The following is a 25,899-nucleotide window of genomic DNA, read 5'->3' as shown; positions in this document are numbered from 1 at the left end:
GGCCTGAGCATGTCGATACAGGAAACGCCGCTCGACGGCCGCAGGAAAGATGCGACGAAGAACCGCGAGCTACTTTTGCGCGCCGCCCGCGCGGCAATCGCGGAGAACGCCGCGGCCTCGCTCGACACCATCGCGCAGGCCGCCGGGCTCACCCGGCGGGCGGTGTACGGGCACTTCCCAGACCGCGACGCGCTTGTTCGCGAGGTGATCGCTGACGGGGCCCGCGAGTTCGACGCGATCGCTGAGGGCGACGCGCTGAGTTCTGACGCACGCCTTGCCCTCGCGCAACTTGCGACTGGGTTGTGGCGGGCGCAGCTCACCGTTCGCGCCTCAGTGAACATCGCTTCGGTCGAGCAGTACCGGCGAGAGTCTGCTGAGGCGTTTGCTGCCCTTCGAAAACGACTTTCGACGGTCACTCTCGAAGGGATCGACTCGGGCACACTCCGCGCGGACTTGGCGGCAGATGTGCTCGCGTTGCTCATCGAGGAAGCTGCGAAGGCCGCTCTCCGCGATGATCGGGTGGTTGCTGGCGCTGACGCGACGACCGTGATCAAAGTCGTACTGAGCATCGCTGGGCTGTCGTGGCGCGAACAGGAAAGCCTGCTGGGCTCACACCCCGAGGTCGTTACCGGGGCAAGTTGAGGCGCCCGGTGCTACTCGCTTGGGGATTCGCGGCCGGCTACTCCGGGTGTGCGCCCGAGGGGCTTGTGCGAACTTTCCGTTGCCTCCGCAGCCGGGGCGTCCGGGGTTTCGACGCCCGGTGACGTCTCGTCGGCAGACGGCTCTTCGTTTCCCTCTGTGTCGCTGATGTCACCGGCTGCATCTGCGCCGTCGTCGAGAACGGGTTCTTCGCCGGGCGTTGGTTCTTCGGCGAGAGTGCTCGCTGTCTTGGCCGCTGCATCAAGCTCGATAAGGATCGGCGTGGCCTGAAGCCCCTGCTTGGCGTTTCCGAGCCGACCGTCAGTTTGCCAGCCCCAACCGTAGAGCTCATTGTTCGCTCCGAGCGCGAACGAGTGGATTTGTCCTGCCGCGATGTCGGTGTACCCACCTGGAATCGCGGGGAGCGGTACGAGAAGAGGCAACGAGGACTGCGCAGGAGCCTCATAGCCGAGCGCCTGAGCGCCCCAGGAGTACACCTGGCCGCGGGTGCTGAGGCCCATGGAGCGGCCCTCGCCGGCAGCAAGCTTGACGAAGCGCACGCCCTCAGGCTGCTGAATCTTTTTCGGCTCCCAGTAAATTGACGAGGTCGAACCATCAAGTGCGAGCCCTGCTTCGCCTGCCTCGTTGAGGCCCCACGCGATGATCTCACCGGTGTCCGTGAGCGCAAGGGTCTGTTGCGCGTTCGAACTACTGTTTGCCGCGATCTGGACGATTCGGGCGTCACCTGGCATCGGCAGCTGCGTGAGCGTGTTGGTCTTACGCACAGACTGTCCGAGGCCCAATTGGCCCTGCCGGTTGGTGCCCATGACCCAGACCCGGCCCTCGGTATCAATGGCGTACGTTGACTGGCTTCCGGCCTCTACCGAGACAAACTTCAGTCCTTTCGGCTGCTCAAGCAAGGAGGGCGCGAGATACCCGTTCGGTTCTGCCCTCGAGCCGGTGGCGCCCTCCGCTCCCGAGCCCCAGCCCCAGATTCGGCCGTCGGTGTCGAGGGCGAGCGAGTGCTGTGCTCCTGCAGAAACCTGGGTGTAAGTCACCCCGCGGTAGGGCACTGCTGGCAGTGGGGACTTGTAGTGCTGCGAGAACTTGTCTATGCCGGTCTTGCCCTGCTCGTCGCTTCCCCATCCGTAGATGTGGCCGTCGAATCCCAGCGCCAGCGTGTGGTCTGCTCCAGCGGAGACTTGCTTGAACGGGGTCGCACCTCGCATGTCAAGTGGCGTGACAGCGGATTCCACGGCAGCGCTCGATCCGGTTCCAGCTTGCCCAAAGCGGTTCGCGCCCCATCCGAATGCGGTTTCGCCGTCAGCGCCGAGAGCGGTTGAGTGGCCGCCGCCCGCGGCGATACGCTGCGGAGCTTGGCCCAGGAGCCGCCCTGGGATCTGCGCCTCGCTGCGAACCTGGTTGCTCAGAAAACGCTCGGGGAGAGCGATGGAGGCGGCCACTGTGTACCCCTCTAGCCACGCGTCGCTCGAGACCTCGACAGGAATCGAGTGGAGTTGTTGTTCGAGCGTGGTTCGCGGTGCCGTTGCGGTCTGGGCGACGGTGACGGTCGAGACGCCCCCTGTGGAAGAGCTCGACCAGACGGTTTCGAAGCCGTTGTCCGTAGTGCTTTCTGGAAGCTGACCGGGGGTGACGCCGCTTGGCAGCGTGAAGGTGGTGGCTACGGCGTCGCCGCGGCGAAGATAGAGGTCTTCGCCGCTGCTTTCAGGGTGTGTCGAGGCCTGAACCTGCATTGTTGCTGGCGAGGTTCCTGTCACATCGAGCCCGTAAACACCCGTCTTCACATTCCAGGCCATCGGCATGATGGCGCTGTCGTCCGGGTGCAGGCTGGTGAGCCCATCGGAGGTTTCGGTCGTCGACCGAATGGTGAGAGCCTCTTCCGGTACAACGGCCGCGATCTCGCTCTCGATGGCGAATGACGCGGCGGGAAGGGAGACAGGCCTGTCATGGGTGATGGTCGTGGTAGCGCGCACAGTGTGTCGCCCCTCAGCCTCAGCGCTGGTCCAAGCGCGGGTGAAGCCGTCGCCTGCTTCGGGTGCCGGTAGATCGACCGGTCGCACACCAGCTGGCAGCGCTACGACGGTGTCGATTTGGTCGCCGACACCGAGCGAAAGGGGCTCCTCGGCCGCGGCCTGCGTCGCGAACGAAACTACGCCGCTCGCAGCGCCCGGGCCAAACGCATCGCCAGTCTCGGGTGTTGCCTCGAGGTTGTATACCCCGGCGTCAATTCGGAGCGACTTCGCAAACCGACTGTTGTGGACAGTGGAGCTGTCAGTTGAGACTGCGCCGACCATGGTTGAGGTGACCCCCAGGGCGGCGACGACGAGTGCTGCGCAAGCCGCAAGGCCCATGCCGACGCGCTTCGCGACGGTGCGCTGCGTGTGTGCGCCGCGATCTGTGTGCTGCCTCATGGTGGCCCCCTTCGTTGTACCCAGTCAATCCGAGGTGGCGGGAGGAACTATGAGTTTGGGCCCGTTCTACGCAACCTGGTGCGCAAACCTACGCGTGCTTGAAAAAAGCCTACGTATACGTGTTGTTCACGCCTTGGCAGAAGGCGAGCAAGTCACGTTGACAAAATTTCAGAATGTATGAATACTAGGGGCGCGGATCGCCCGGAGTGTCCGCTCTCGCCGAGCCGGCGAGCTTGAGGCGTTGACGCTGTCGCGCCCACTAGATGAGAGAAGTGAGTAATGTCACAACACAAGAGATTTCGACGTGTCACTGCCGGAATGGCCACCGCGCTCGTCGCTTTCACTGGAGTCGGGGCGGGCGCTGCCTTTGCGGAGGAACCCGCAGCGCCGTCGCAGATCGAGCGTGTGGCGGGCCAGGAGATTCCCGCCGCAGTATTGAATGCCGAGCGGCTCGAGGGAAAATTTGTGATCGCAGGCGAGGGCCGTTCGTACTACGTCTACCCGGCGCCGCAAGGGATGACGTTCGTGCAGACCCTCGACGATCAGCGATACTACGACGATGCTTTGGTGAATAGTTCTGCCCAATTCGGCTTCTATACGTTCCCGGGCTTGGGTCGTGCCGGGGAGGTTCGCTCGGCCGACGGGCGATGTCTTACACAGACTGAACCCATGGTCATGATGTCGTGCAATGGGGATGTGAAGCAGCAATTCCGATTGCGCGAGAACGCTCAACTGGTGGCCGTTGACACTGGGTATGGGCTTCACGGGGTCAGGCGGACTCAGTGGGACGGGGAGCCGCCGCTGCACGCAACGAACAGGGTGATGGGGGCCTCCACCCTGAGGCTCTCGCTGCTCCAGCCTTCGAAACCCGATTACCCCGAGTTCTCGGCTCAGCTGAAGTCAGTTGACGCCCCCAATCGGTCGGCCGTCATCTCAGGCACCGGAAAGCCTGGTGGTGAGGTGACGCTCAACGGTGGTTCGTCGGTGCGCATCGCGGCTGACGGTACGTGGTCGGGGAGCGTGGCCCAGCTGGCCTTCGGTGACAATAGTGTGCGAGTTGACTACTTTGAGGACGGGGTACGCACCAGCAGTGCCAGTGTTACCGTGAGGCTCGAGATTGCTCCGCTGTCGGCGCGAGCTGAATTCTCGAACGATCTTTCGTCCTTCGCCTCGATCTCGGGCACAGCCCACCCCGGAGCGACCGTGGAGATTACGCGGGGCAACGCGCTCGTGGCATCAGGCATCTCCGATGCTGCGACAGGCGCCTACCGGTTTGACGTGGCGCCCCCGCACGCGGGTGGGGTGCAGTCTTACGCGGCACGCCAGATTGTCGATGGCAAGGACGCCGGCAGCGCTTCCGTGCAGATCGACTTCGGGGCTGCCGTAACGATCGCGACCCCGGTCAGTGGTCAGGTGCATGGTGGTGGCCCACTCCGTTTCCAGGGGCACGGCGTTGCCGGCGGGTTGGTCTCGCTGACCCAACGCGGCGTGACGGGGGTCCAGGGAAGCGCAACGGTCGCATCGAATGGTGTCTGGACAATTGAACTGAACAGTGTCGCTCACAAGAACGCGCTCTTTGTCGTTGAGCAGCGGGGCCGCGGCGCCAACACCACCACGGCGAGCGTTGAGATCAACGTCGGAGTGACGGGTGAGGAGCTTGACGTGCTCACGCCGGTACAGGGATCGAACGTCGCCCCCGGTGTTGTAAAGTTCGCTGGCACGGCCAACGCGGGCTCGACGGTCGAGCTTCGCTCAAATCTCACCGGAAACCTTCTTGGCAGCGCCACTACTGATGCGAGCGGGCGCTGGTCTGCGGACGTGAACCGCCCGCTCACCGCAGGAAACTACACGATTCTTGTACAGAACGGTGGGCTGCAGGTCGCCCGCTCCTTCGTCGTGACAGCACCCGTTGTTCAGGAAAAGCTTGAGGTAACGGCTCCCGTTCAAGGCGAGCGCCTGCGCCCGGGCACTGTGACCTTCGTCGGTACGGCGAATGCTGGCGCGCGCATCGAGTTGCGCTCGAACGTCTCTGGCGCGCTGCTGGGGTCGACCACTGCGAATTCGCTCGGCAACTGGGTGACTGACGTAAACCGACCGCTCGGAGCGGGCGACTATCGAATTGTCGTGAAAAACGGCACCCTCGAAGTGCAGCGCTCATTTATTGTCGGTGACACGCCAGTTGCGGCGCCTCTGACCGTGACAAGCCCGGCTCAGCAGGCGACTGTGGCTCCTGGAATCGTGACGTTCCGCGGGGCCGCTGCCCCGGGCGCGGCGATCGAAATTCGTTCTATCACTACGCACGCGCTCCTCGGGCACGGAACTGCGAATGGGAGCGGCGCTTGGGTAATCGATATCAACCGCCCGCTCGGTGCAGACACCTACGCCTTCCGGGTGCAGTCAGGTACACAGTCCGTCGAACGACAGTTCAAGGTCGCGACCACTCCGAGTGTTAACGAGCAACTCGCAGTCGCCACGCCCGCCGCGGGGGGCACCGTCAAAACTGGCAAGGTGACATTTACCGGCACGGCCAATGCGGGTGCCAAGGTTGAGCTGCGTTCGAACGTCTCCGGTGTGCTGCTCGGTGAAGGCACAGCGAACCAGGCGGGGAACTGGAGTGCTGAGACCCAGCGCGCCCTCACCCCAGGGATGTACACCGTAGTCGTAAAGAACGGTTCGAAGACCGTGGAGCGTACCTTCCGTGTCGCGGACATTCCAGTCGTGGGTCAGCTTGACGTCGTGGCACCGGCGCAGGGCGCAACGGTGAACCCGGGCCCCGTGGCATTTACGGGAACGGCAGATCCAGCCGCGAAGGTAGTGCTTCGCTCGAATGTCTCGGGGTTGAGCCTCGGTGAAACCACCGCAGATGGTGCAGGCAAGTGGTCAGTCCGTACTGACATCCAGCTCGGCGTTGGGTCCTACACGATCCTCGTCCAGAGTGAAGGAAATGAGGTCGCGAGAAGCTTCCAGATTCGCTAGTCGGAAATAGGCACGATGGGGTAGTGGCGGCGTGGGTGGCGGCTACCCCATCACCCTTTTCAATTGCGGTCGTGGGGGGTGCTCTTGCGGTCGGCCTCCCGCGGTGTCGCGCCTGTGCTGTCTGCCTGCTCCCTGTAAGCTGAATGACACTTAGGCCCCAAGGTCAGCGTGGAAACAGGAGTGTGGTGTGACGGAGCGGAACACGGCGAAGCAGCCCATCGCGGACCAGATGTACACCGTGCTGCTGCACCAGTTCATGTCTGGCGAGCGCGGGGCGGGGGAGAGCCTGAACATCGGTGCGCTCTCCCGCGAGCTCGATGTGAGCCAGACTCCGCTGCGCGAAGCGCTCGCCCGGCTTGAGCACACGGGGCTGGTCGAGCGGGTTGCGCTGCGCGGCTACCGCGTCGCCCCGATGATGACCCGCACCGACGTGCAGCAGTTGCTCGAAGCCCGGCTTGTCTTGGAGCCCCGCCTCGCTCACGACGCCGCTCTGCGCGCCACCCCCGAGTTTCTTGCAAAGCTGCGCGAGAGCCTCACGGAGTTCGAGCGGTCAGCAGAAGCCGCAGACATGGAAGCCGAAGGCTTCAATATGTACTGGCGGTCTGATGACAGGTTCCACAACCTCATCGCTGAGCAGTCGGGCAACCGCTTTCTCGAGCTCGCCTACAGTGCGCTGAGCGGCCAGATCCAGCGTTTTCGACTCTTCTCAAAGCTGGGCCGCACGGGGGCGCGGCACGCTGCCCCCGAGCACAACGCGATCTTTGAAGCGATCGCGGCTGGCGACGGCGACGCGGCAGCGGAAGCGATGCGCCTGCACGTCTCGGGAGCGACCGAGCGACTCTTCGGCGTGTAGCGGGCAGAATCGGCGGATGGACAACCCGGCATATCTGAAGATAGTATAGCGAATACTATTGCGAAGGAGGTGTGGTGGTGCAGACTGCAGCAAGCACCGGGGGAGTGCCCGGTCAGTACACAGCGCATTCGCTTGTCGAGGGGTTTCCCGGCAAATCCGCATCACACGGCGCGTTCGGGTGGAGCAGCCTCTGGCTGCTCGACGACGGCACAAGGCGTGTGCTCATCGACGCGGGCCAGCCCGCCTACATCCCACTCATCCACGCGGGTCTCGAACGCCTGGGGCTCACCCCCGGCGACGTGACTGACGTGCTACTCACGCACATGCACTGGGACCACGTCTCGAATTTCACGATGTTCGAGAACGCTGTTACCTGGGTCGGTGAAGACGAACTCGCCTGGGCTGCCGAGCAGCCGGCCGGCACCAAGTTCATCCCCGACCTGCACGTCCAAGAGCTCATGCGGCGCACTGACGGCGTCGAACGGATGCGGCCGGGACAGGAGATCATCCCCGGGATTCACGCTGTTGAGAGCGCTGGCCACACCCCGCACCACCTTGCCTTCTTCACCGAACGCACCGAGCAGCCGCTCGTCTTCGCTGGGGATTCCGTGAAGAACGTGCACGAGCTCGCGACCTCCCGCGTCGACTCGACGATGGACGATGACGCGAGCGTGCGGACGATCGACAGGCTCCGCTCGCTCATGCGTGACACCGCGGGCCTGTTGCTGCCTGGCCACGACGTCGGGCTCGCGCTCGACGGCGGTGAGGTGCGCCGGGTGCGGGAGCAGCGCGCGCAGATCAGCTTCTTCGCTGACGCACTGAGCGACGAGACAGACCGTTCCATTGGCTGAATCCACGGAACACGAAGGGACGAAGATGACTACTGTGCTCTACACGGGCGGGGCGGGCCGAATGGGCAGCGTCATCCGCGAGGGGCTCGCTGGCCGCTACGAGCGCGTCGTGCTGTACGTGCGCTCGGAGCCGACCGAGCCACTGTTTCCCGGCGAGGAAGTCGTTATCGGTGACCTCGACAACCTCGATGCCCTCACCGCGGCGGCTCAGGGCGTCGATGTGATTGTGCACCTGGGGGCGGTCGCCGACGAGGCCTCATTCGACCGCATCCGCAGCGCGAACATTGACGGGACGTACCACGTCTACGAAGCGGCCCGCCGCGCGGGCGTGCGCCGTGTCGTGTTTGCAAGCTCGAACCACATCATCGGTTTTCACCCCTCATCCGAGCGTCTCGACGAGACCGCAACGGTTCGGCCCGACACGTTCTACGGCGTCTCGAAGGCGTTCGGGGAGGCCCTCGCGAGCCTCTACCACGACAAGTGGGGCGTTGAGTCGGTGCTGCTGCGCATCGGCACCTTCAGGCCCAAGCCCGAAGACGTGAGGCAGCTCGCGCTCTGGTTGAGCTGGCGAGACGGCATCGAGCTCACGCGCTGCGCGATCGAAAGCGGGCCGGTCGGCTGCCAGGTCGTCTACGGCTGCTCGGCAAACACCGACCGGTGGTGGGACGCAGACGCCGGTTGGGCCGCGATCGGGTTCGTGCCGCAGGACAACGCGGCAGACTACGCGTCCGAGGTCGACTTTGGCGCCCCCGCCCCCAGATACCACGGTGGGGCGTTTACCGCCCCCGAATACGAAGGAGGGATCTGGTGACAACCGCTGCCGAATCCGTCGATGTGCTCATCACCACCGCGTTCCTCACAGCGGGTGACGAAGTCGACACCATGCTGCGCGACGCTGGCCTGACGACCAAACACGCGCCACACCTCGCTGACCTGCCGCTGCCCGAGCGCCAAGCGGTGCTTACGGGCGTGCGCGCGGTGATCGCAGGGACCCAGCCGTTTACCTCCGCAGATCTTGCGTGCGCGGAAGACCTGCAGATCCTTGTGCGCACCGGCGTCGGCTACGACAGCGTCGACGTGAGCGCCGCAACCGAGTGCGGCGTACCCGTCTGTGTGACGGCGGGAGCGAATCGTCAGGCGGTCGCCGAGCACGTCTTCGCGCTCATGCTGGGCGCGGCGCGGCGCGTGCCCGAGAACATCTCAAACCTCGCGGCGGGGAGCTGGCAGCAGCTCACGGGCCGCGAGTTGCGCGGCGCGACCCTCGGCATCCTTGGCCTCGGCTCCATTGGCAAGGCTGTTGCCCGTATCGCGCAGGGCTTTGGCATGAGCGTTATCGCGTACGATCCGTTCTTCGATGAGGCGTTCGCGGCTGAGCATGGCGTCACTCGCGCTGACCTCGACGGGGTGCTCGCCCAGGCCGACTTCGTGACGCTGCACCTGTTCCTCGACGAGTCGACGCGCAACCTCATCGATGCTGCGCGGCTGAGCACGATGAAGCGCGACTCGATTCTCATCAATACGGCTCGCGGTGGCATCGTCGACGAGGCGGCCCTGGTCGAAGCCGTGCGGGGCGGGATCATTGGGGGTGCGGCCCTCGACGTGTTCGCGGAAGAGCCGCTGTCTGCCGACAACCCGCTGCTGCACACGCCGGGTATCCTCGCAACCACCCACGTCGCAGGCGCGACGCGTGAGGCACGCGGCGAGTCGGGGCGCATGGCCGCCGAGAACGTCATCGCCGTGCTCGCGGGCGGGCAGCCCGCGTTCGTGGTGAACCCGGAGTACGGCAGCGCCGCGGTATGAGGATCGAGTCTACGGGCGGCCCGCTGAAGCTCGCCGCCAACCTCAAATGGATGTACACGGAGCTCGCGTTCGAGGCGCGGTTCGACGCTGCGGCGGCTTCGGGGTTCACCGGTGTCGAGTTCGCCTCACCCTACGAGCTGCCAGCCGTTCGCGTGCGTGAGCTGCTCGACGACGCCGGGCTCACTCAAGCACTCATCAACACCCCCGCCGGCCCAGCCGGGTCACCAACGGTGATGGGAGCGGCCTATGTACCCGGTGCGCGGTCAGAATTTCGCGCCGGCGTCGAGCGGGCCCTCGAGTACGCCGGGGTGCTTGGCACCCCCATCGTGCATGTCATGGCGGGCCTGAAGCCTGCCGATGCAGACCATGACCTCGCGTTCGCGACCTACGTCACGAACATCGGGTGGGCAGCCGAGCGCGCGCGCGACGCGGGCGTGCAGATTGTGCTCGAAGCCATTAACAAGCGCGAGCAGCCCGCCTACGGCCTCGCGTCGATGGAGGCCGCGGCCGCCGTCGCTGAGGCCGTCGGACCCGATACCGTCGGGGTGCTGTTCGACGTCTACCACGCGCAGACTGACCGCGGAAACCTCATCGAGCGATTCGAGCGGCTCGCCCCGCTCGTGAAGCACGTGCAGGTCGCCGACAACCCCGGCCGCGGGGAGCCCGGCACGGGGGAGATCGCGTACGACCGCGTGCTCGCGGCGATCGCCCGCACCGGCTACGACGGCTGGATCGGCTGCGAATACGGCCCGCTCGGCGACACCGACGCGGGCCTCACCTGGATCGAGAGGATCACCCGATGACGAACCCCAAGATCGCGCTCGTGAGCGCGACGGCGCTCGCGATCGAGCCGGCCGCCACCGCCATTCGCGCGGCGATGCCGGAGAGCGACCTGTGGAACCTGCTCGACGATCGCCTGCTGCAGGATATGGAGCAGCCGGGCACCATCAGTGAGCCGCTCGCGGCGCGCATGGACGGCCTCATCGAGACCGCGCTCAAGGGAGGCGCTGACGGCGTGCTGCTCACCTGCTCGCAGTACGGCAGCAGGGCAGACGAGCGCGACCTGGCGGCTGACGGCGCCGCCGTGTTCTCCGCGGATGGCCCACTGTTCGATGCGACGGTCGCGCTCGCGCCGTCGACCGTGCTGCTCGTAGCCTCGCTCGACGCCGCCGCAGCCGACAGCTCCGCGCGGTTGCAGCAGGCCTTCGACGCGGCTGGCATCGCCACAGCGATTCTGCCGATTGTTGTCGCCGACGCCGCTCGGCCGCTGTCGGTGGCCGAGCTGACCGGGGTGCTCTCCGAAGCAATCGCCCGAGCCACTGCGGAAGCAGGCAGGCTGTTCGACGCGATCGTGCTCGCACAGTACTCACTCGCGCCGGCCGCTGAGGGGCTGCGTTCCCAGTCGCCGTCTCCGGTGCTCGACGGGCCGAGCGCTGCCGCGGCCAGGCTGCGCGACATCATTGCGGGCGGTGCCCGATGATCGGCGTGATCGCCGACGACGTGACCGGCGCGACCGACGTCGCCGCCGCCCTCGGACGGGCGGGGCTGCGCACGGTACTGGCGCTCAACACGGAAGCGCCCCTCTCCGAGCAGGATCTCACGACTGTCGACGCGATCGTCGTCGGCCTGAAGACACGCTCGATTTCGGTCGCCGAGGCTGTTCAGGCGAGCCTCGAAGCGCTGCGAGCGCTCAGAAGTGCCGGGGCGACCCGGTTCTACTTCAAGTACTGCTCGACGTTCGACTCGACGCCGGAGGGCAACATCGGCCCCGTCACGGAGGCGCTCGCTACCGAACTCGGGGTCGGCACCGTCGTCACTACGCCGGCCGCCCCGATTCACGGACGCACGGTCGTGGACGGCCACCTGCTCGTTGACGGGGTGCCGCTGCAGGAGACGCACATGGCGCAGCACCCGATCACGCCCATGCTCGACTCCTCGCTCGAACGGCTCCTCGCCCCGCAGATTGCTGGCGGCATCGGCACGCTGCAGCTCGAAACAGTGCGCGCGGGCGCGGAGGCAGTGACCGCGGCGATCGCCGTCGCGGCGACGTCGGCTGGCGCCGGACGCGTCGCCCACGTCATCGCCGACGCTCTCGAGGAATCAGACCTCAGAGCCATCGCCGAGGCCGTTGATGGTCATGCGCTTGTCGCGGGGTCGGCCGGGCTCGTCGGCGCCATCGCCGAGCGTGAGCCCGCCTCCGGTCGTAAGCTTGGCGCGCCCGCGCCGGGCCGCACCGCGATCATCGCGGGGAGCTGCTCCCGGCGCACGCTCGAACAGATCGCCGCGTTCCGCGCCGCGGGCGGGGCCTCGCACCACGTGGTCGCGCAGCCGGGCGACAGCGCGGAGGGCCTGGCCGCCGCCGCGCTTGCGTGGTGGGACGCCCAGCCCGGCAACGCGTCGGCGCTGATTTACTCGTCGAGCCCCGCGGCGGAACGCGACGCGCGTATCCCAAACGTCGGCGAGCTCTATGAAGACGTCGCGGGCATTGTCGCGCGCGGGCTTTCGGAGCGCGGCGTCACGCGCATGCTCATCGCTGGCGGCGAGACCTCCGGCGCCGTGATCCGCGAGCTCGGCACGGCCGCCGCTGTCGTCGGCGCGGAGGCAGCGGTTGGCGCGCCCTGGATTCACGACACCGAACGCGACGCTCACCTCGTGCTGAAGTCGGGCAACTTCGGTGGCCCAGACTTCTTCGTCGACGTCGCGCTTGCCGGGGGTACCCGGTGAGCGGCGCGCGCTCGGAGCTGGAGCGGATCGCGCACTCGATCCACAGGCGCGGACTCACCCACGGCCGCACGGGCAATCTCGCGGTGCGCGAGGGGGAACGGATCCTCGTCACCCCGACAGGCGTCGGCCTCGACGAGGTCGAGGCGAGCGAGCTCTCCGTGCTCGACCGCTCGGGCCGTCACCTCGACGGCCCGAAGCCCACGAAAGAAGCGTTCTTGCACGTCGCCGTGATGCGCGCGCGCCCGCAGACACACGCGATCGTGCACACGCACTCCGTGCACGCGGCGGCCCTCTCGTGCCTCGCCGACCTGAACCCGACGGAACCGCTGCCGCCGCTCACCGCGTACTACGGGATGCGCGTCGGGCAGTTGCAGGTGTTGCCGTACTTCGCGCCGGGCGACCCGGCCGCGACGCAGGCCGTCGAACGCGCGGCGGAGAGCGGGCACGCGCTTCTGCTGCGCAACCACGGACCAGTGGTTGCCGGCGCGAGCCTCGGCGAGGCCCTTGACGCCTTGGAAGAGCTCGAGCACACCACCCAGATCTATCTTCTGACCGCAGGCATGCGCACCGCCCCGCTCTCGCCAGCGCAGCTCGCGGCGCTCTCGGCGCCAGCGACGACCGAAAGGCCCCGCCCATGATCACCCTGTACTCCGGGCTCGTCGTCCGCAAACCGCTCGTCGACACGCTCATTCCCGCGTTCGAAGAAGCGACGGGGGAGCGCATCGAAGCGACGTTTGAACCGACGACCGTGCTGCTCGAGAAGATCGCCGGGGGCGATCGCCCAGACCTGCTCCTCGGGGTCTCCTCCTCACTCGGGGAGCTTGCGAACGAGGGAGTGCTCGACCCGGCGTCGATTGCCGATATCGCCGTCTCCGCGGTCGGCTTCGCGCGGCTGCCCGAGTCCCCTGCGCCAGCAGGCGGCGGAGCCGATGAATTTCTTCGCTACCTGCTCGCATCGCGCGCTGTCGCCTACACGCTTTCGGGTGCGAGTGGCCTGCACTTCATGCGGGTGCTCAGCGACCGCGGGCTGCTCGAGCGGCTCGACGAGCGAGCTGTGCGGCTTCCCGCGGGGCTCACAGCAGAGGCCGTCATCGACGGCCGCGCCGACGTCGCGATCCAGCAGGTGAGCGAGCTGCGGTCGGTCACGGGTGAACACATCGTGGCCCCGATTCCGCACGAGCTGCAGGCATACGGGCGGTTCGCGATCGGCGCACGCGTCGGCGCACCCGCCGCCGCGGTGGCCTTCGCGAAGACCCTCAGTGAGGAGCCCGCGCAGGCCGCGTTCGCGGGCATGGGCCTCAGCGCCCCAGAGTGACCGACAGCGAGAGCTTCCACTCCGCGCGGTGCGGGGCGGCAAACGACAGAGTCTTGGGCGTGGGCCCGAGGCCGTGAACACGGGAGTGTGACGATGAGAAAAGTGGTGGTGGACACCGATACCGGCGTTGACGACGCGCTGGCGCTGATGCTGCTTGCGGCCGACCCCGAGGTCGAGATCCTTGCGGTGATCAGTGTGTTCGGAAACTGCACCGGCGAGCGCGCCGCTGACAACGCCCGCTACGTGCTCGATACCTGCGGGCGCACTGATGTGCCCGTCTACCGCGGCAGCGACGTGCCCGTGAAACAGGAGCTGCGGCTGAACCCCGGTATTCACGGTGAGGACGGATTCGGCAATACGGGGCTGCGGCCAGCGGTGTCGGTGGCGACGGAGCCGAACGGCGTCGACGTGCTGCTCGAGCTCGTCGCGCAGCACAAGGGAGAGATCGACTACCTCGCGATCGGCCCGCAGACGAACCTCGCACGCGCGCTCGAGGTCGAGCCGAAGCTGCTCGAGAAGCTGCGCAGCACGACGATCGTTGGCACGCTGGGCCCGGCCCTCTACCGCGATACCGAGCCGTGGGCCGACCGCCGCTTCAGGGTGTCTCGTGACCCGAACGTCACGTTCGACATTGACGCCGCCGAGGCCGTCGCGGGTGCGGTGGGCGACGTCACCTGGTGCGGGCCGTACGTGACGCGTCAGGCGCTCGTTCCCGAGGACTTCTTCCTCGAGATCGCGAGCTCGACCGGGTACGCGCCGGCCGAGCTCATCACGAAGATCAGCGCAGACTACGCCGGGTTCTACTCGCGGTCGTACCCGCAGCCCGGCGACGAGCGCGTCATGGGCATCAACGACAGCATGGCGGTCGCGGCGCTGCTGCGCCCCGACCTTGTCACGGCGTCGGTCATGCGGCCCCTGCAGACGTTTGCAGACCCGCAGACTGGCGACCGCTACCTTGCCGGCGTACACCCCGCGCGCGACGAGACCCGGCCGCTCCACCGCGTTGTGGTCGACATGGACTTTGACGGCGTACTCGACATGATCGGGGAGACCCTGCGTCGCCCCCTTCCGTGGCGGTAACGCGCAACGGAAACACCAGCGCCCGCGGGCGAGCCGATTGGCTCGCCCGCGGGCGCTGGGCGTGTGTGGCTGTGCCTAGTCGTCGTACGAGCGCGCGCGGATCCAGGGCATCGGCAGGAGTGCGCCGGGAGCGAGCGCTTCGACCCTGCCCTCACCGACGTCCGTCAGCACACGCAGGTCGCTGCCGAACTTCGGGATGAGTTCGCGGCACACCCCGCACGGGTTGATGACGTGGGGCACGTCGTCGGGCGCGAGGCCGACCGATACGATTCGCGTGATCGCGACATCGCCGCCGATCTTCGCGTTCGCCACCGCGGCGCTCTCCGCGCACACCTTCACGCGCGGGGTCGCGAGGCTCACCCCGAGATAGAGTGCGCCCGACTCGCCGCGGGCCGCCGCCGCGACGCGCACGGCGCCCGGGTCGTGGACGCGGGTGAGGAGCGCGCTTGCGGCCTCGATGAGCTCGGCGTCGGCAGCGGTGAGCGCTGCGGGGGTGGGATCCGGATCGGCGCTGTGCGCCTCGGAAGTACTGTGCGCTTCGGAAGCGCTGTGTTTCTGTGTCATGGTGTGCCTTTCTGCGGCAGATACGCGGCGGCCCCTGTGCGGCGCGAGCGTGCGCTCGACCGCACAGGGGCCGCCCTGGGCGCTTAGGCCGTTCCGCCTCCCGCGGCGATGATTGATGCAGTGAGCGCGGCCGCGACCGCGTCGCGGTCGATGTCGAGCAGCACGTCGACGTTCGGCACGCCCTTCCACCGGTCGATCATCTGCACAACTGTCTGGCCGCGCGTGTGCTTGCCGTCGAGTTCGACATCGACCCGCAGCCGCTGCACCTCGAACCAGTCGGGGTTCAGTGCGTAGGCGACGCACGGCACGTCGTTCAAGTGCATCCCCTCGGTCTTCCACTCGGGCATCTCGACGGTGTCGTCGTGCTTGTCGGGGTAGCCGATCATCTCGCACAGCGCCCGCCCCATCGGTGAGCCCGACTCCCAGAGCTCGGCGATGCGCTCGGGCGACACCGAGAACTTGCGCGACACGTCGAGACCAACCTGAGTGAGCGGGGCACCCGACTGGATGACGATCTCGGCGGCCTCGGGGTCGTTGTAGATGTTCGCGCTCGCGACCGGGGTCACGTTGCCCCATGTAAGGGCGGCGCCACCCATGTAGATGATGCGCTTCACCGAGCTCGCGAACCGGGGCTCGAGCTTGATCGCGAGCGCCACGTTCGTGAGCGGCGCGAGGGCCATGATGCTGATCTGGCCCGGCTCGGCCATCACCGCGTCAATCATGCGGAGCACTGCGTCAGAAGGGGCGTCGGCGTCGGGTGCTGGGTCGGGGTACTCCCAGTAGCCGACGCCGCCCTTGCGGTGAATGTACTCGGCGTAGTGCGGCTCGCCAACGAGCGGGCGTGCCGCGCCCGACCAGATCGGCAGCTCGGGGCGGCCCGCGATGTGCGCGATCTTGCGGGCGTTCGCCGTCGCGGTTTCCACGCGCACGTTGCCGAAGACCGTCGTGAGGGCCTCAACCCTGAAGGCGTCGGTTGAGAGCGCCCAGAACAGGGCTCCGGCGTCGTCGATGCCGGGGTCGGTGTCGATGATGAATCGTTCCATGTGTCGTTCGCTTTCTGTGCGGCCCCGAGGGGCGTCGTCGTTTGCCCCGAGGGAGCGCGGTCTGCCTGCGTCGCTGTGAGTTACTCGCCTACGAAGAGGCCGTTGCGGCGCTTCGCGAGGATGTACAGCACCACGCTGATCGCGCAGAGTACGGCAATGTAGGTGGGGAAGACCCACATGAGGCCCTGGTTCTGCAGCCACAGCAGCAGGTAGGAGGCGGTGCCGCCGAACAGCGCGACGCCGATGCCGTAGCCGAGGCCCAGGCCCGTTCCACGAATGTGCTGGGGGAGGAGGGAGTTCGCGACGACGACGAAGATCGTCATGTTGAGCAGCAGCACCACGGCGCCGCCGAACATCACGCCGGCGAGGGTGCCGATGCCGGGCTGCGAGTAGAGGAGCGCGAGGAAGATCGTCGGGATGGCAGCGACGCGGGCGATCACGAACCACCGAGACATCGGGAAGCGGTCGAGCACGCGGCTGAGCACCCACGCACCGAGCGTCAGGAAAATGCCCATGCCTGTGGTGATTGCGAAGACAGCCGTCGGGTCTTCGCCGTACAGGCCGTTCGCAAGGTTCGGCAGGCCCGCGATCCAGGTGTAGTTGTACGCCTGGATCGCACCGACGATGAAGATCGTAGCGAGCACGCTCAGCCAGTACTTGCGCACGTCGCGCCAGACCGAGTTCTTCTTTGTCGGGACGGCGCCGATGGTGTGGATCGCCTCGGTGTTCAGGGTCTCGGGCAGCGTGCGGCGCAGCCAGAGCACGATGAGGCCGAGGGCGCCGCCGATGATGAAGGGGATGCGCCAGCCGTACGCGGCGAGTGCTTCTGGGCCGAGCAGCGCGCTGATGCAGAAGATCGAGAGCGGTGCGAGCAGGTTGCCGAGGTTGTTGAAGAACGCGAAGAAGCCGGCGACGTAGCCCGGGCGGCCGGGAACGAGCTCGAGCGCGTAGGCAGTTCCGAGGGGTGCCTCAACGCCAGCCGAGAGGCCCTGGAGTAGGCGCGCGGCAACGACGATGATGGGGGCCGCGATGCCGATCGTCTCGTAGCCGGGCAGCACGCCAATAATAAAGCTGCCGAGAGCGACGGCGCCGATCGCGAAGATCATGATCTTGCGGCGCCCAAACCGGTCAGCCACGAAGCCAAATACGGCGCCGCCGAGCGGGCGGGCGACGAAGCCGACGGCGAAGACGGCGAGCGCGTTCAGCGTCGAGGCGACGGGGTTGTCTGAGGGGAAGAACGTCGCGCCCAGGTAGACCGACAGCAGGCCGAAGATCGCCCAGTCGTACCACTCGAGGGCGTGCCCCCAGCTCAGGGCGCGGAGGTTGCGGCGCTCGACCTTGCTGGGTTTCTTGGTGAGCTGCGGCGGGGCTGCCACTGCTTCTGATTGCGTGCTCATAGAGCTCCTTCGCTCGACCCTCCGGTGCCGGAGGAAGTCCGTCTGAAACTGCTGAAAACCCGGGCGGGCTGCAGGCTGGCTATCACTATAGTATAGGCGATCGTGTATTAATAGCGGCGCTGCAAGATTGGCCCCCGTCGCCGTTCAGCAGGGCAGGAAACGGCCCCGCGAAACCGCTCGGGGCGCTGCGAGAGGGTGGCGCCTAGGAGTATTTGCCCCGGGGGAGAAGGGTGAAGGTCAGCGCGAAGAGCGCCACGAAGCCAGCCGCAACGCCAAGGAAGCCGGCACCGCCGCCGAGCTCGATCGCTGCCTGCGTGGTGAGCCCGCGCGAGCGCAGTAGTTGAACGAAGAAGCCGCCGGCAATTGCTCCGGTGATGCCCGCGCCGACCGAGGTAAAACCGCGGGAGAGCGGTGACCAGGCTCCGCCGAGCAGGTTTCCCGCCGCAATTCCGGCCGTCACTACCGCGGCGACCGCCGCCGCAACCGCCTGAGTGTTGATGTACTCCTGCGGGGATGAGAACCTGTCAACCCCGCCCTTGCCCCAGTGGGCGGGATACCGGCCCGGCAAATCGGTCCAGGATGACTCGATCACCCAGGAGCACAGCACGAACAGGGCGGGCAAGGCGACGCCCGCCGTAATGACCCGGGAAAGCTCGGCGGCGGAGAGGCCAGCGAAACGCCGTGGGCCCTGTCGGCCGCGCGCGGGTTTGCTCTCGGCGCTGTCGGTATCGCCTGCCGGTGGGGTGAGGGATGGCATCGGGTGCTTTCGTTGTGCGCGGGGGTTCTCTCGCCACGTTACCGCGCGGGCGCCTGCCGCGCCCGCGTGTAAGTCTGGGGGTTGCGTGGCTCTCCCGTGCCCCGGGGCTAGCCTGGCCGGTGTTCCAGGTCGGGCACCCGCTACGCGCGAATCGTGAGCGTCTGTGAGAGTGTGCCGACCGGCCCGTTCTCGTCGTGCACCACAGACTCGGTTAAGCCGACCGAGTCTGGCCCGAACGACACAGTGGTGTCGAGCCCCAGCCAGTCGCCTGCGGGCGCGCGGAAGAAGGAGACGTTGAGATCGATGTTCGGGAAGCCAATTTCGAGCGGGTTCACCCGCGGAACGAGGCCGTTTGCGAAGTCGAGCATGCCGATGAGACGCGCCTGGTTGCTGACCGCGACGCCTTCAATGAGCTGGGTGTCGGTGCGGATCCAGCTGCGAGCGCGACCCGTTCCAAGGCAATCGCGGCGTGCCATGACAGTGTTGACGCACTCGCCATTCCACGTCGTGCCGAACGGGTACTCGGGGGTTGAATCGAGCGGGGGCATGTCGGGGAACGCGGTTCCCGAGAGACCTGTAGTGTCGGCTGTCTGCAGCATCCACGCGCGAGCCCTCACCCCCACGCGCCCGCCCGCGGTGAGTACGGCCTCGACAAGTTCTATCGTGCGGCCGGGGCGGATGACGGATACCTCGACCGTAAACTCGCCGATCGGCAGTACGCCGAGGATGTCGCAGGCTAGCGAAGCCATGCGCAGTTCGCCGCCGCGCCCCACGTGATCCTGCTCAAGGAGATGGGCGAGCAGCCCGATTGCCGGGGCGATGTGCTGCTCGTCCGGGTTCCAGGCCCCGCCTGTCGACTCGGTCGCGACGAAGGTCGTGGCGGAGAGCTGCCGGAAGTATGCGGGCTGGGAAGCAGTCATCGTTGCTACGACCTTTCGGGGGAGCCGTGCTTGGCGCGGACGTATGGTCAGACTCTATCGTTGCTGCGCGGCCCGCGCTGCCCGCTTACGGGGGTGAGGGGCGCTCGCCGCGGGCGCGCTCAGCCCGGAGGCGGAGCTCAGTCGTCGATGGCGGCTCTGGGACCGCGGTGAGCCCGGTGACGAGGTCGCGGGGAATAAAGCTGAATGACCCGCCAGGGTACGCGGGGGAGGCGATCTCGGTGTAGGCCCTTCCGCCGCGCATGGTTGGCACGTTGTGGGTGACGCTCGTGGTCCGCCTCAGCGGAACGCGCGTGCGTGTTCTGCCAACGAGTAGTGCGTCGCCATCGTCGAGCACGAGTGTTGAATACCCGGCAGCGAGGAACCAGAGTGCGGCCGCTGCGACGATGCCACCGCCGATCACGTAGAGCGCACGGTCTACGTGTGCTGTCTCTTGCATGAGGTCCCGAGAGGCGAGGAAAACTGCCCCAATGAGCAATACAACAGCGAGGGTACGTGTGACGAGGGCGAACCTCAGTGAGGAGAGGCGTAGAGGTCGGTGCACGGTACTGAGTTTAGCTGCACCAGTGGGGCTGATTCGGCCTCTGACTTGGGGAAACTGATGGCCAGGCCTCCAGCTTGCGATGCGGGAAGCATCGAGATACTGTGCTTATGCCACCTGTGGAATTCTGATATTTCATCTCCCGTGTTCGTGACTTCGTTGACGGAGACGTCCTGTGCGGGCGCCGACGGGAGGGCCCAATCAAATGGAGAGAATTGTTGAAGAAAAAGACAACAACCAAACCCGCGGCAGCGGGAGCAGCGCTACTCGTGCTCTTAGGGGCAGCGACCGGCGTTACCTCTGCGGGCGCCGCCGAACTGAGCGACTTCGACGAGACCCCGCTGAGCGCACCTGAGTCGCGCGCCATCGCCGAGGCGAGCGCAGGTGAAGCGCGCATCACATCGGGGAACATGACCACCGGCCCACTGCAGAACTCGGCGAAGACAACCTACGTTGGCAACAACGGTGGGTGGTGGGTCGACACCGTCAACTCCCCACAGGACGTCACCTACCCGACGGCAGGGAACACCGGCATCGTGCAGATCGGGGGCACGTGTATCTCGAAGAACACCAGCCCCACCGCTGGCTCTGCGCCGATCGTCCAGACCGGAGACGGCTCGCAGTGTATGCCGTTCACAGCCGAGATCACGAGCGAGGGGTTCTTTACGTTCCGTGCGAACTCGCCCGGTGCCCCCTCACACGGCCGGTATTTTGGTGACGGAAACTCGGGCGGCGTGCTCGACCTCATCTCGTCAACCCCACTCGTGCTGTTCGCAATACCTGAAGACCCGGCTGGGGCGCTCGCGGCCTCGGGGTCGCTGCAAGACGTCGACGGCGACGGGGTTATCCGCGCCGGGGACGCGGTTGAGTGGGCAGTCGAGGTGAAGAACTCCGGCAACGTTCGACTACGCAACCTCACCCTCGCCGGAGGAGCGACCTGCACGCCCGACTTCGTCGACGCTGGGAAAAGCATCACCTGCGTCGCCCGCACGACGCTGACGCAGGCCGACATTGATTCGGGCGCGATTGCCGCGAAGTTTTCTGGCACCGGCACGACGCCCGCTGGGAGCCGGGTGAATCTCGCCGAGGTCTCGGCAACCGTGCAGATTGCCGGGAACATCACTGGCGAGGCCACGCTGAGCTCGGACCTGGGGAAGGCGCCAAAGGCCGGCGACACAGTCACCTACGCCTTTGCGGTGAAGAACACTGGGTCAGTCACCCTCGGCACGGTCGAGGCGACTCCTTCCGCAGGAAAGGTAGAATCGTGCGCCACGCTGCCGCTGGCACCGGGCGAGACCCTTCACTGCACGATCACGCGCACGCTCGCACAGAGCGACATTGATGCGGGCTCGCTGGCGCTCACCGTGTCGGCAACCGGATCAACGGCCGGGGGCACGACAAGCCCGCTGGCCGAGGCGAGCGTGACCGACACGATCGCGCAGTCGGAGAAACTGCAGGCCAGCTACAAGAGCGACGCAACCGGTCAGCCAGCGGTGGGGCAGCAGATCACCTACACGGCCACGCTGAAGAACACGGGCAACGTGACCCTGCGAGATCTTGCAGTGCAGGGCACCCTCGGTACCGCGGCTGCATGCGCAGCCACCACCCTCGCACCGGGAGCCACGACAACCTGCAAGGTGGCCTACACCGTGACGCAGGCGGACATTGACGCAGGGCAGATCGATCAGGGCCTGACCGTCTCCGGTCGTGGCGTTCAGGCGGCCGTCGCCCAGCTCGACGCCGGCAACATCGTAGACACGATTGCCCACGTGCCGAGCACAACGCTCGGGCTTTCCACGCACGCGACCGCAGATCTCAAGGTCGGCGCCACCGTCGAGGTGAACGCCGCGATCGTGAACACCGGCAACGTGACCCTGAACGGGGTAGAGATTCAGGCGTCGCGCGGAAAGGCTTCCGCCTGCGGTGTCACGACACTCGCCCCCGGTGCGAGCACCGACTGCACGATCACGGTGAATGTCTCACAGAGCGACATTGACGCCGGCGTCATCGAGACTGACGTCACCGGGACGGCACAGACCCCGGCGGGCGTGGTCACCCCGATCTCGGCCGGAGCGATCGCTCTGCCGATCAACGCTTACCCGGGTGGTGAGACCGCGCTCGTGATCGCGCCTGATGCAGAGTTCGTCGTTGGCGAAGACATCGAGTTCACCGCAACCATCGAGAACTCGGGCAACGTGACGCTGCAGCTCACTGAGGTCACCCGCGAGAGCACTGGCGATGCGCTCACCTGTGACACCGCGCGTCTTGCACCGGGCGAAACCGCAATCTGCTCCTTCACTCACGCGGTGCTGCAGAGCGACATCGATGCGGGAAACATCACGGAGACGGTGCTCGCCGAGGTGACGCTGCCGGGCGGCGCCACGCGCTCGCTCGCCCCGGCCCAGGTGTCGGTGGGTATCGCCGCGGAGATCGCGGGAGCGCTCGACATCACCGCTGCTGCAGCCGGTCCGTTCGCGGAGGGGGAGCGGGTGACCTTCACGGCGCAGCTCACGAACTCGAGCAACGTCACCGTCGAGAACATCGTCGTGACCGAGCCCACCGGCTCGAAGCGTGGCGCGGTGGAGTGCGCCGCAACGACGCTCGCTCCCGGTGAGTCGACCGAGTGCAGCCAGACCGTCACCGTTTCGCGGGCCGACGTTGCAGCCGGCAAGCTCTCCGTTACCTGGACGGCGAGCGGTCAGACACTGCTGGGTGACCCCGTTGAGCTCGCGAGCGGTACGGCATCAGTTGGCACGACCGTGCACGCGATCGCAGCGACCGGTGGCCCCGCACTGGGCGGCCTCTTCGCAGGCGTCGCCGCACTCCTCGCGGCGCTCGGCGGTGGCCTGATCTTCGCAGCCCGCCGCTCGGCAGCGAAGTAAGACCCGTGTACCGGCGGCTGAGGACCCCATGCCTCGCCGCCGGTACACGCATCGCTTCGGCCTGCTCGCCCACCAAAGACGACAGCTCCGCAAACTCTGCAACAGCGCCGGCAGCCGCGGCGTTACAGATCGCTGCCTGCTTGACTCCGCCTGACGTGAGCCGCGCGCAGGCCGTTGGCGATGACAACGACTTCAGCCACCTCGTGGACAAGCACGACTGCGGCTAGGCCAAGCACGCCGGTGACTGCGAGTGGCACCAGGCAGGTGACGATAGCGAGCGATAGAACGATGTTCTGGTTCATGATGGCTCGACCGCGGCGAGCATGATTGAGAGCTCGCGGAATGATGCGGAGATCGTTGCCTGTGAGGGCTACATCAGCCGACTCGATTGCCGCGTCAGCACCCGTCACACCCATTGCGATCCCGACTGTCGCCGTGGCGAGGGCAGGGGCGTCGTTGATCCCATCGCCGATCATCCCTGTCGGGCGTTGCGCCACCGACGCTGAGATTTCCGCCGCCTTGTCTTCGGGGCGAAGCTCCGCGCGAACGTCGGTGATGCCCGCGGCGCCTGCGAGCACGTTCGCGGTGCGGGCGTTGTCGCCGGTCAGCATGATCACTTCAAGGCCCTGATCTTGTAGTGACGCGACCGCAGTCGGGGCTTCGGGACGTAGCTCATCGCGGATCCCGATCACACCGACGGTCTCGCCGTCGCGGGCGACCAAGACGCAGGTCTGCCCTTCGGCTTCCATCGCTGTGACCTGTGCGGCGAGTTCACCCGGCGCGATCCAACGCGGACTCCCGGCGGCGATGCTCTGGCCGGCGACGACCCCCGCGATCCCTTCTCCTGGTTGTTCGGTGACATCTGATGCAGGGGGAGTGCTGGGCGCCGCGGCCGTGATTGCTGCTGCGAGGGGGTGCGTGCTGAATTGCTCGAGGGCGGCGGCCCACTCGATCACCCGTTCGTGATCGACGCCCTCACCCGCCAGCACGGTGACGACCGACGGCTGATTTCGTGTGAGCGTGCCGGTCTTATCGAAGGCGATCCGGCGCAACGAGCCGAGCTGCTCGAACGCCGCGCCGCTCTTGACGATTACGCCAAAGCGACTCGCGGCTCCGATCGCAGACACCACGGTAACCGGAACGGCGATCGCCAACGCGCAGGGAGATGCCGCCACGAGCACGACGAGCGCGCGGGTGACCCAGATGAGCGGATCGCCGGTGATGAGCGAACCGAGCGTGCCGACTAGCGCGGCCAGGATCATGACCCCGGGCACCAGCGGCCTCGCGATCCGATCCGCAAGGCGTGCGCGGCGGCCGCGCTCGCGCTGTGCCTGCTCGACGAGGTTGACGAGCGTCGTTATCGAGTTGTCGGTGCCGTTTGCCGTTGCGACCAACTCGAGCGGGCCCGAAGCGTTTATCGACCCCGCTGCGACCTGGTCGCCGACGCTCACGTCGACGGGCATCGACTCTCCGGTGATCGCGGACGCGTCGACGCTGCTGCTCCCGGAGCTGATAGTCCCATCGGTGGCGACACGCTTTCCCGGAAGCACCAGGAACGTGTCGCCAACTGTGATTGAGGCGGCAGCAACTTCGAGTGTTTCGCCGTCTTGAACAAGCATCGCGGTCTCGGGGACGAGCTTGAGGAGGGAACGGAGACCAGATCGAGCCTTATCCATCGCCCGGTCTTCGAGAGCCTCCGCGATGGAGTACAGGAACGCCAGGGCGGCAGCCTCTTCGATGAACCCGAGCGCGATGGCTCCCGCCGCGCTGATCGTCATGAGGAGCGAGATGCCGAGCTTGCCGCGTGTGAAAAGACTGCGCAGTGCGCCGGGGACGAACGTATACGCCCCCAGCAGCAAGCCGATCCAGAACATGGCATGACTTGTATTGCCTGCGGCAGTGCTCTCTCCGGCTGTCGTCTCTGTGACGAGGCCGGTGAGGAAGAACGCGCCTGAGGCGAGTGGTACCAACAAAGCGCGGTCGCGCCACCAGGCGCGCTCACCGGACTCGGGATCGCCCGCCTGCTCTTCACGGTGATCGCATCCACACGCCGCGGTCACGGGGTGGCCCCGTTCGCGCCGGTGCTGGCGTTGCAGCAGCCCTGCACGGCGCAGTTCGCGGCGACACACGCGGCGCTCTCGTCGACGGCGAGCGTGACGTCGATAAGGCTCGTGAGTGCCGCGGCAAGGTGTGGGTCGGCAATCTCGTAGCGGGTCTGTCTGCCCTGATGCTCTGCGACGATGATGCCGCAGTCGCGCAGGCAAGCGAGGTGGTTCGATACATTCGAGCGCGTGAGCCCGAGTTCGCTCGAGAGAACGGCCGGATAGCTTGGCCCGTCGAGCAGCATCATGAGTATCCGGGAGCGGGACGGGTCGGCCATGGCGCGACCGAGCCTGTTCATGACATCGAGACGTGAAGCAATGGTCAGCATCTAGTGAACTATACAGTGTTTGCTGTACTTTCATCGATGCTGCCTGCGCTGTTCGCACAACGCCTCGCGGTGCTGTTTTTTTTTGGGGGGGGGCTGCCGGAGTCGGTATCCTTCCATCTTCTAGGGAGTCGCGTGCGGGTGTGCTGTCAGCAGCCTTGAATAATTGCTGCGTACTCCGCCTTAGGGAATAGGTCCGCGAGGTCCAGAGAGAACTCCTCGACAAACCCTCCGACAAGCTCGGGGTTGCCCTGTGCCATGTCGGTGTAGTCGATTGCAGCTTCTGTATTGTTGGCGCAACTCCCCACTGCCTCTTGCACAGTCGCGTGGTCAAGCTTGGTGTCACTGACGACAAACCAAGACGTGCCTTCGCTAAAGTCAGGAGCATCGTCTTGAGATTCGTAGACGCAGGCGCTCGCGAATAAGGTCCGCAGGTCATCCGGTTCGAGTGTCTTCGGCGATACCTGTTGCAGCGGGCCGTCGTTGACGTCCATGAGGTCTGACTTCGCTACACCGACACCACTTTGGAGAATCAGCCAGTTAAACGCTTCGTTGACGTCGGCCGCTGGTGTGCAGTCAGACCGCCCACCAGTATCAGGCTGCAGCAGCACCGTGCAGCCTGTTAGAGCAATGGCAAGCAGTGGAACGAGGGTAAGTGTCGAACAAACTTTTCAAACAA

23 protein-coding genes are annotated in these 25,899 nt (G+C 66.4%); 13 read left to right on the top strand and 10 right to left on the bottom strand.

The genetic code is table 11. The features are described from left to right. Window positions 1-9: 9 nt before the first annotated feature. Window positions 10-642: a TetR/AcrR family transcriptional regulator gene (locus FB468_RS07110; RefSeq protein ID WP_141886725.1), complete on the top strand. Its 633-nt coding sequence runs from the start codon at window positions 10-12 to the stop codon at window positions 640-642. An 11-nt stretch (window positions 643-653) separates the two neighbouring features. Here the strand turns inward: FB468_RS07110 and FB468_RS07105 are convergent, their stop codons facing one another. Further along, window positions 654-3,071, bottom strand: a complete 2,418-nt coding sequence (locus FB468_RS07105) for an RCC1 domain-containing protein (RefSeq protein ID WP_141886724.1) — start codon at window positions 3,069-3,071, stop codon at window positions 654-656. Between the two features lie 279 nt (window positions 3,072-3,350). Between FB468_RS07105 and FB468_RS07100 the strand changes: the two genes are divergently transcribed. The 11 genes from FB468_RS07100 (at window position 3,351) to FB468_RS07050 (ending at window position 14,670) form a co-directional block, all read left to right on the top strand. Continuing rightward, window positions 3,351-6,047, top strand: coding sequence for a hypothetical protein (locus tag FB468_RS07100; RefSeq protein ID WP_141886723.1), 2,697 nt, complete (start codon window positions 3,351-3,353; stop codon window positions 6,045-6,047). A gap of 187 nt (window positions 6,048-6,234) precedes the next feature. Beyond that, entirely contained in the window at window positions 6,235-6,900 is a 666-nt protein-coding gene (locus FB468_RS07095) for a GntR family transcriptional regulator (protein ID WP_246055792.1), read from the top strand. Between the two features lie 77 nt (window positions 6,901-6,977). After that, window positions 6,978-7,751 carry an MBL fold metallo-hydrolase gene (locus FB468_RS07090; protein WP_141886722.1) on the top strand — a complete coding sequence of 258 codons (774 nt, stop codon included), beginning with the start codon at window positions 6,978-6,980 and terminating at the stop codon, window positions 7,749-7,751. Between the two features lie 25 nt (window positions 7,752-7,776). Next, window positions 7,777-8,562, top strand: a complete 786-nt coding sequence (locus FB468_RS07085) for an NAD-dependent epimerase/dehydratase family protein (RefSeq protein ID WP_141886721.1) — start codon at window positions 7,777-7,779, stop codon at window positions 8,560-8,562. Continuing rightward, entirely contained in the window at window positions 8,559-9,551 is a 993-nt protein-coding gene (locus FB468_RS07080; RefSeq protein WP_246055791.1) for a phosphoglycerate dehydrogenase, read from the top strand. Before FB468_RS07085 ends, FB468_RS07080 begins: the two co-directional genes overlap by 4 nt. Further along, window positions 9,548-10,354 carry a hydroxypyruvate isomerase family protein gene (locus tag FB468_RS07075; protein ID WP_141886720.1) on the top strand — a complete coding sequence of 269 codons (807 nt, stop codon included), beginning with the start codon at window positions 9,548-9,550 and terminating at the stop codon, window positions 10,352-10,354. Before FB468_RS07080 ends, FB468_RS07075 begins: the two co-directional genes overlap by 4 nt. Continuing rightward, window positions 10,351-11,031, top strand: a complete 681-nt coding sequence (locus FB468_RS07070) for a hypothetical protein (RefSeq protein ID WP_141886719.1) — start codon at window positions 10,351-10,353, stop codon at window positions 11,029-11,031. Before FB468_RS07075 ends, FB468_RS07070 begins: the two co-directional genes overlap by 4 nt. After that, window positions 11,028-12,275 carry a 3-oxo-tetronate kinase gene (otnK, locus tag FB468_RS07065; protein ID WP_141886718.1) on the top strand — a complete coding sequence of 416 codons (1,248 nt, stop codon included), beginning with the start codon at window positions 11,028-11,030 and terminating at the stop codon, window positions 12,273-12,275. The genes FB468_RS07070 and otnK overlap by 4 nt, the downstream gene beginning before the upstream one ends. Continuing rightward, a complete protein-coding gene (locus FB468_RS07060) occupies window positions 12,272-12,913 on the top strand; it encodes a class II aldolase/adducin family protein (RefSeq protein WP_141886717.1) in 642 nt (213 codons plus the stop codon). The genes otnK and FB468_RS07060 overlap by 4 nt, the downstream gene beginning before the upstream one ends. Beyond that, window positions 12,910-13,590 carry a substrate-binding domain-containing protein gene (locus FB468_RS07055; protein ID WP_141886716.1) on the top strand — a complete coding sequence of 227 codons (681 nt, stop codon included), beginning with the start codon at window positions 12,910-12,912 and terminating at the stop codon, window positions 13,588-13,590. The genes FB468_RS07060 and FB468_RS07055 overlap by 4 nt, the downstream gene beginning before the upstream one ends. Window positions 13,591-13,698: 108 nt before the next feature. After that, window positions 13,699-14,670, top strand: coding sequence for a nucleoside hydrolase (locus FB468_RS07050; protein WP_170219651.1), 972 nt, complete (start codon window positions 13,699-13,701; stop codon window positions 14,668-14,670). A gap of 75 nt (window positions 14,671-14,745) precedes the next feature. Here the strand turns inward: FB468_RS07050 and FB468_RS07045 are convergent, their stop codons facing one another. The 6 genes from FB468_RS07045 to FB468_RS07020 form a co-directional block, all read right to left on the bottom strand. Continuing rightward, window positions 14,746-15,234 (bottom strand): cytidine/deoxycytidylate deaminase family protein, encoded by a 489-nt coding sequence (locus FB468_RS07045; RefSeq protein WP_141886714.1) that lies wholly within the window; start codon window positions 15,232-15,234, stop codon window positions 14,746-14,748. 83 nt (window positions 15,235-15,317) lie between these two features. Continuing rightward, window positions 15,318-16,277 (bottom strand): nucleoside hydrolase, encoded by a 960-nt coding sequence (locus FB468_RS07040; RefSeq protein ID WP_141886713.1) that lies wholly within the window; start codon window positions 16,275-16,277, stop codon window positions 15,318-15,320. Window positions 16,278-16,357: 80 nt separating this feature from the next. Beyond that, the gene (locus FB468_RS07035; protein WP_141886712.1) at window positions 16,358-17,674 is read right to left on the bottom strand and encodes an MFS transporter; all 1,317 of its coding nucleotides are present in this window, start codon (window positions 17,672-17,674) and stop codon (window positions 16,358-16,360) included. 202 nt (window positions 17,675-17,876) lie between these two features. Next, a complete protein-coding gene (locus FB468_RS07030; protein WP_141886711.1) occupies window positions 17,877-18,431 on the bottom strand; it encodes a hypothetical protein in 555 nt (184 codons plus the stop codon). 140 nt (window positions 18,432-18,571) lie between these two features. Next, window positions 18,572-19,351, bottom strand: a complete 780-nt coding sequence (locus FB468_RS07025) for a thioesterase family protein (RefSeq protein ID WP_141886710.1) — start codon at window positions 19,349-19,351, stop codon at window positions 18,572-18,574. Window positions 19,352-19,436: 85 nt separating this feature from the next. Next, entirely contained in the window at window positions 19,437-19,808 is a 372-nt protein-coding gene (locus tag FB468_RS07020) for a hypothetical protein (RefSeq protein WP_141886709.1), read from the bottom strand. A gap of 320 nt (window positions 19,809-20,128) precedes the next feature. Between FB468_RS07020 and FB468_RS07015 the strand changes: the two genes are divergently transcribed. After that, window positions 20,129-22,792 (top strand): DUF7507 domain-containing protein, encoded by a 2,664-nt coding sequence (locus FB468_RS07015; protein WP_141886708.1) that lies wholly within the window; start codon window positions 20,129-20,131, stop codon window positions 22,790-22,792. 122 nt (window positions 22,793-22,914) lie between these two features. Here FB468_RS07015 and FB468_RS07010 read toward each other — a convergent pair whose 3' ends face one another. From FB468_RS07010 to FB468_RS07000, 3 genes are all read right to left on the bottom strand, one after another. Beyond that, complete coding sequence (locus FB468_RS07010) at window positions 22,915-24,852, bottom strand: heavy metal translocating P-type ATPase (RefSeq protein WP_141886707.1); 1,938 nt, start codon at window positions 24,850-24,852, stop codon at window positions 22,915-22,917. After that, window positions 24,849-25,223 (bottom strand): Cd(II)/Pb(II)-sensing metalloregulatory transcriptional regulator CmtR, encoded by a 375-nt coding sequence (gene cmtR / locus FB468_RS07005; protein ID WP_141886706.1) that lies wholly within the window; start codon window positions 25,221-25,223, stop codon window positions 24,849-24,851. Before cmtR ends, FB468_RS07010 begins: the two co-directional genes overlap by 4 nt. Before the next feature lie 146 nt (window positions 25,224-25,369). Continuing rightward, the gene (locus FB468_RS07000) at window positions 25,370-25,831 is read right to left on the bottom strand and encodes a hypothetical protein (protein WP_141886705.1); all 462 of its coding nucleotides are present in this window, start codon (window positions 25,829-25,831) and stop codon (window positions 25,370-25,372) included. Window positions 25,832-25,899 lie beyond the last annotated feature (68 nt).

This window comes from Leucobacter komagatae, assembly GCF_006716085.1.
In the GTDB taxonomy this organism is placed as follows: domain Bacteria; phylum Actinomycetota; class Actinomycetes; order Actinomycetales; family Microbacteriaceae; genus Leucobacter; species Leucobacter komagatae.
Note: the sequence above shows the minus strand (reverse complement) of the source record. Positions and strands in the feature narration are given on the sequence as shown.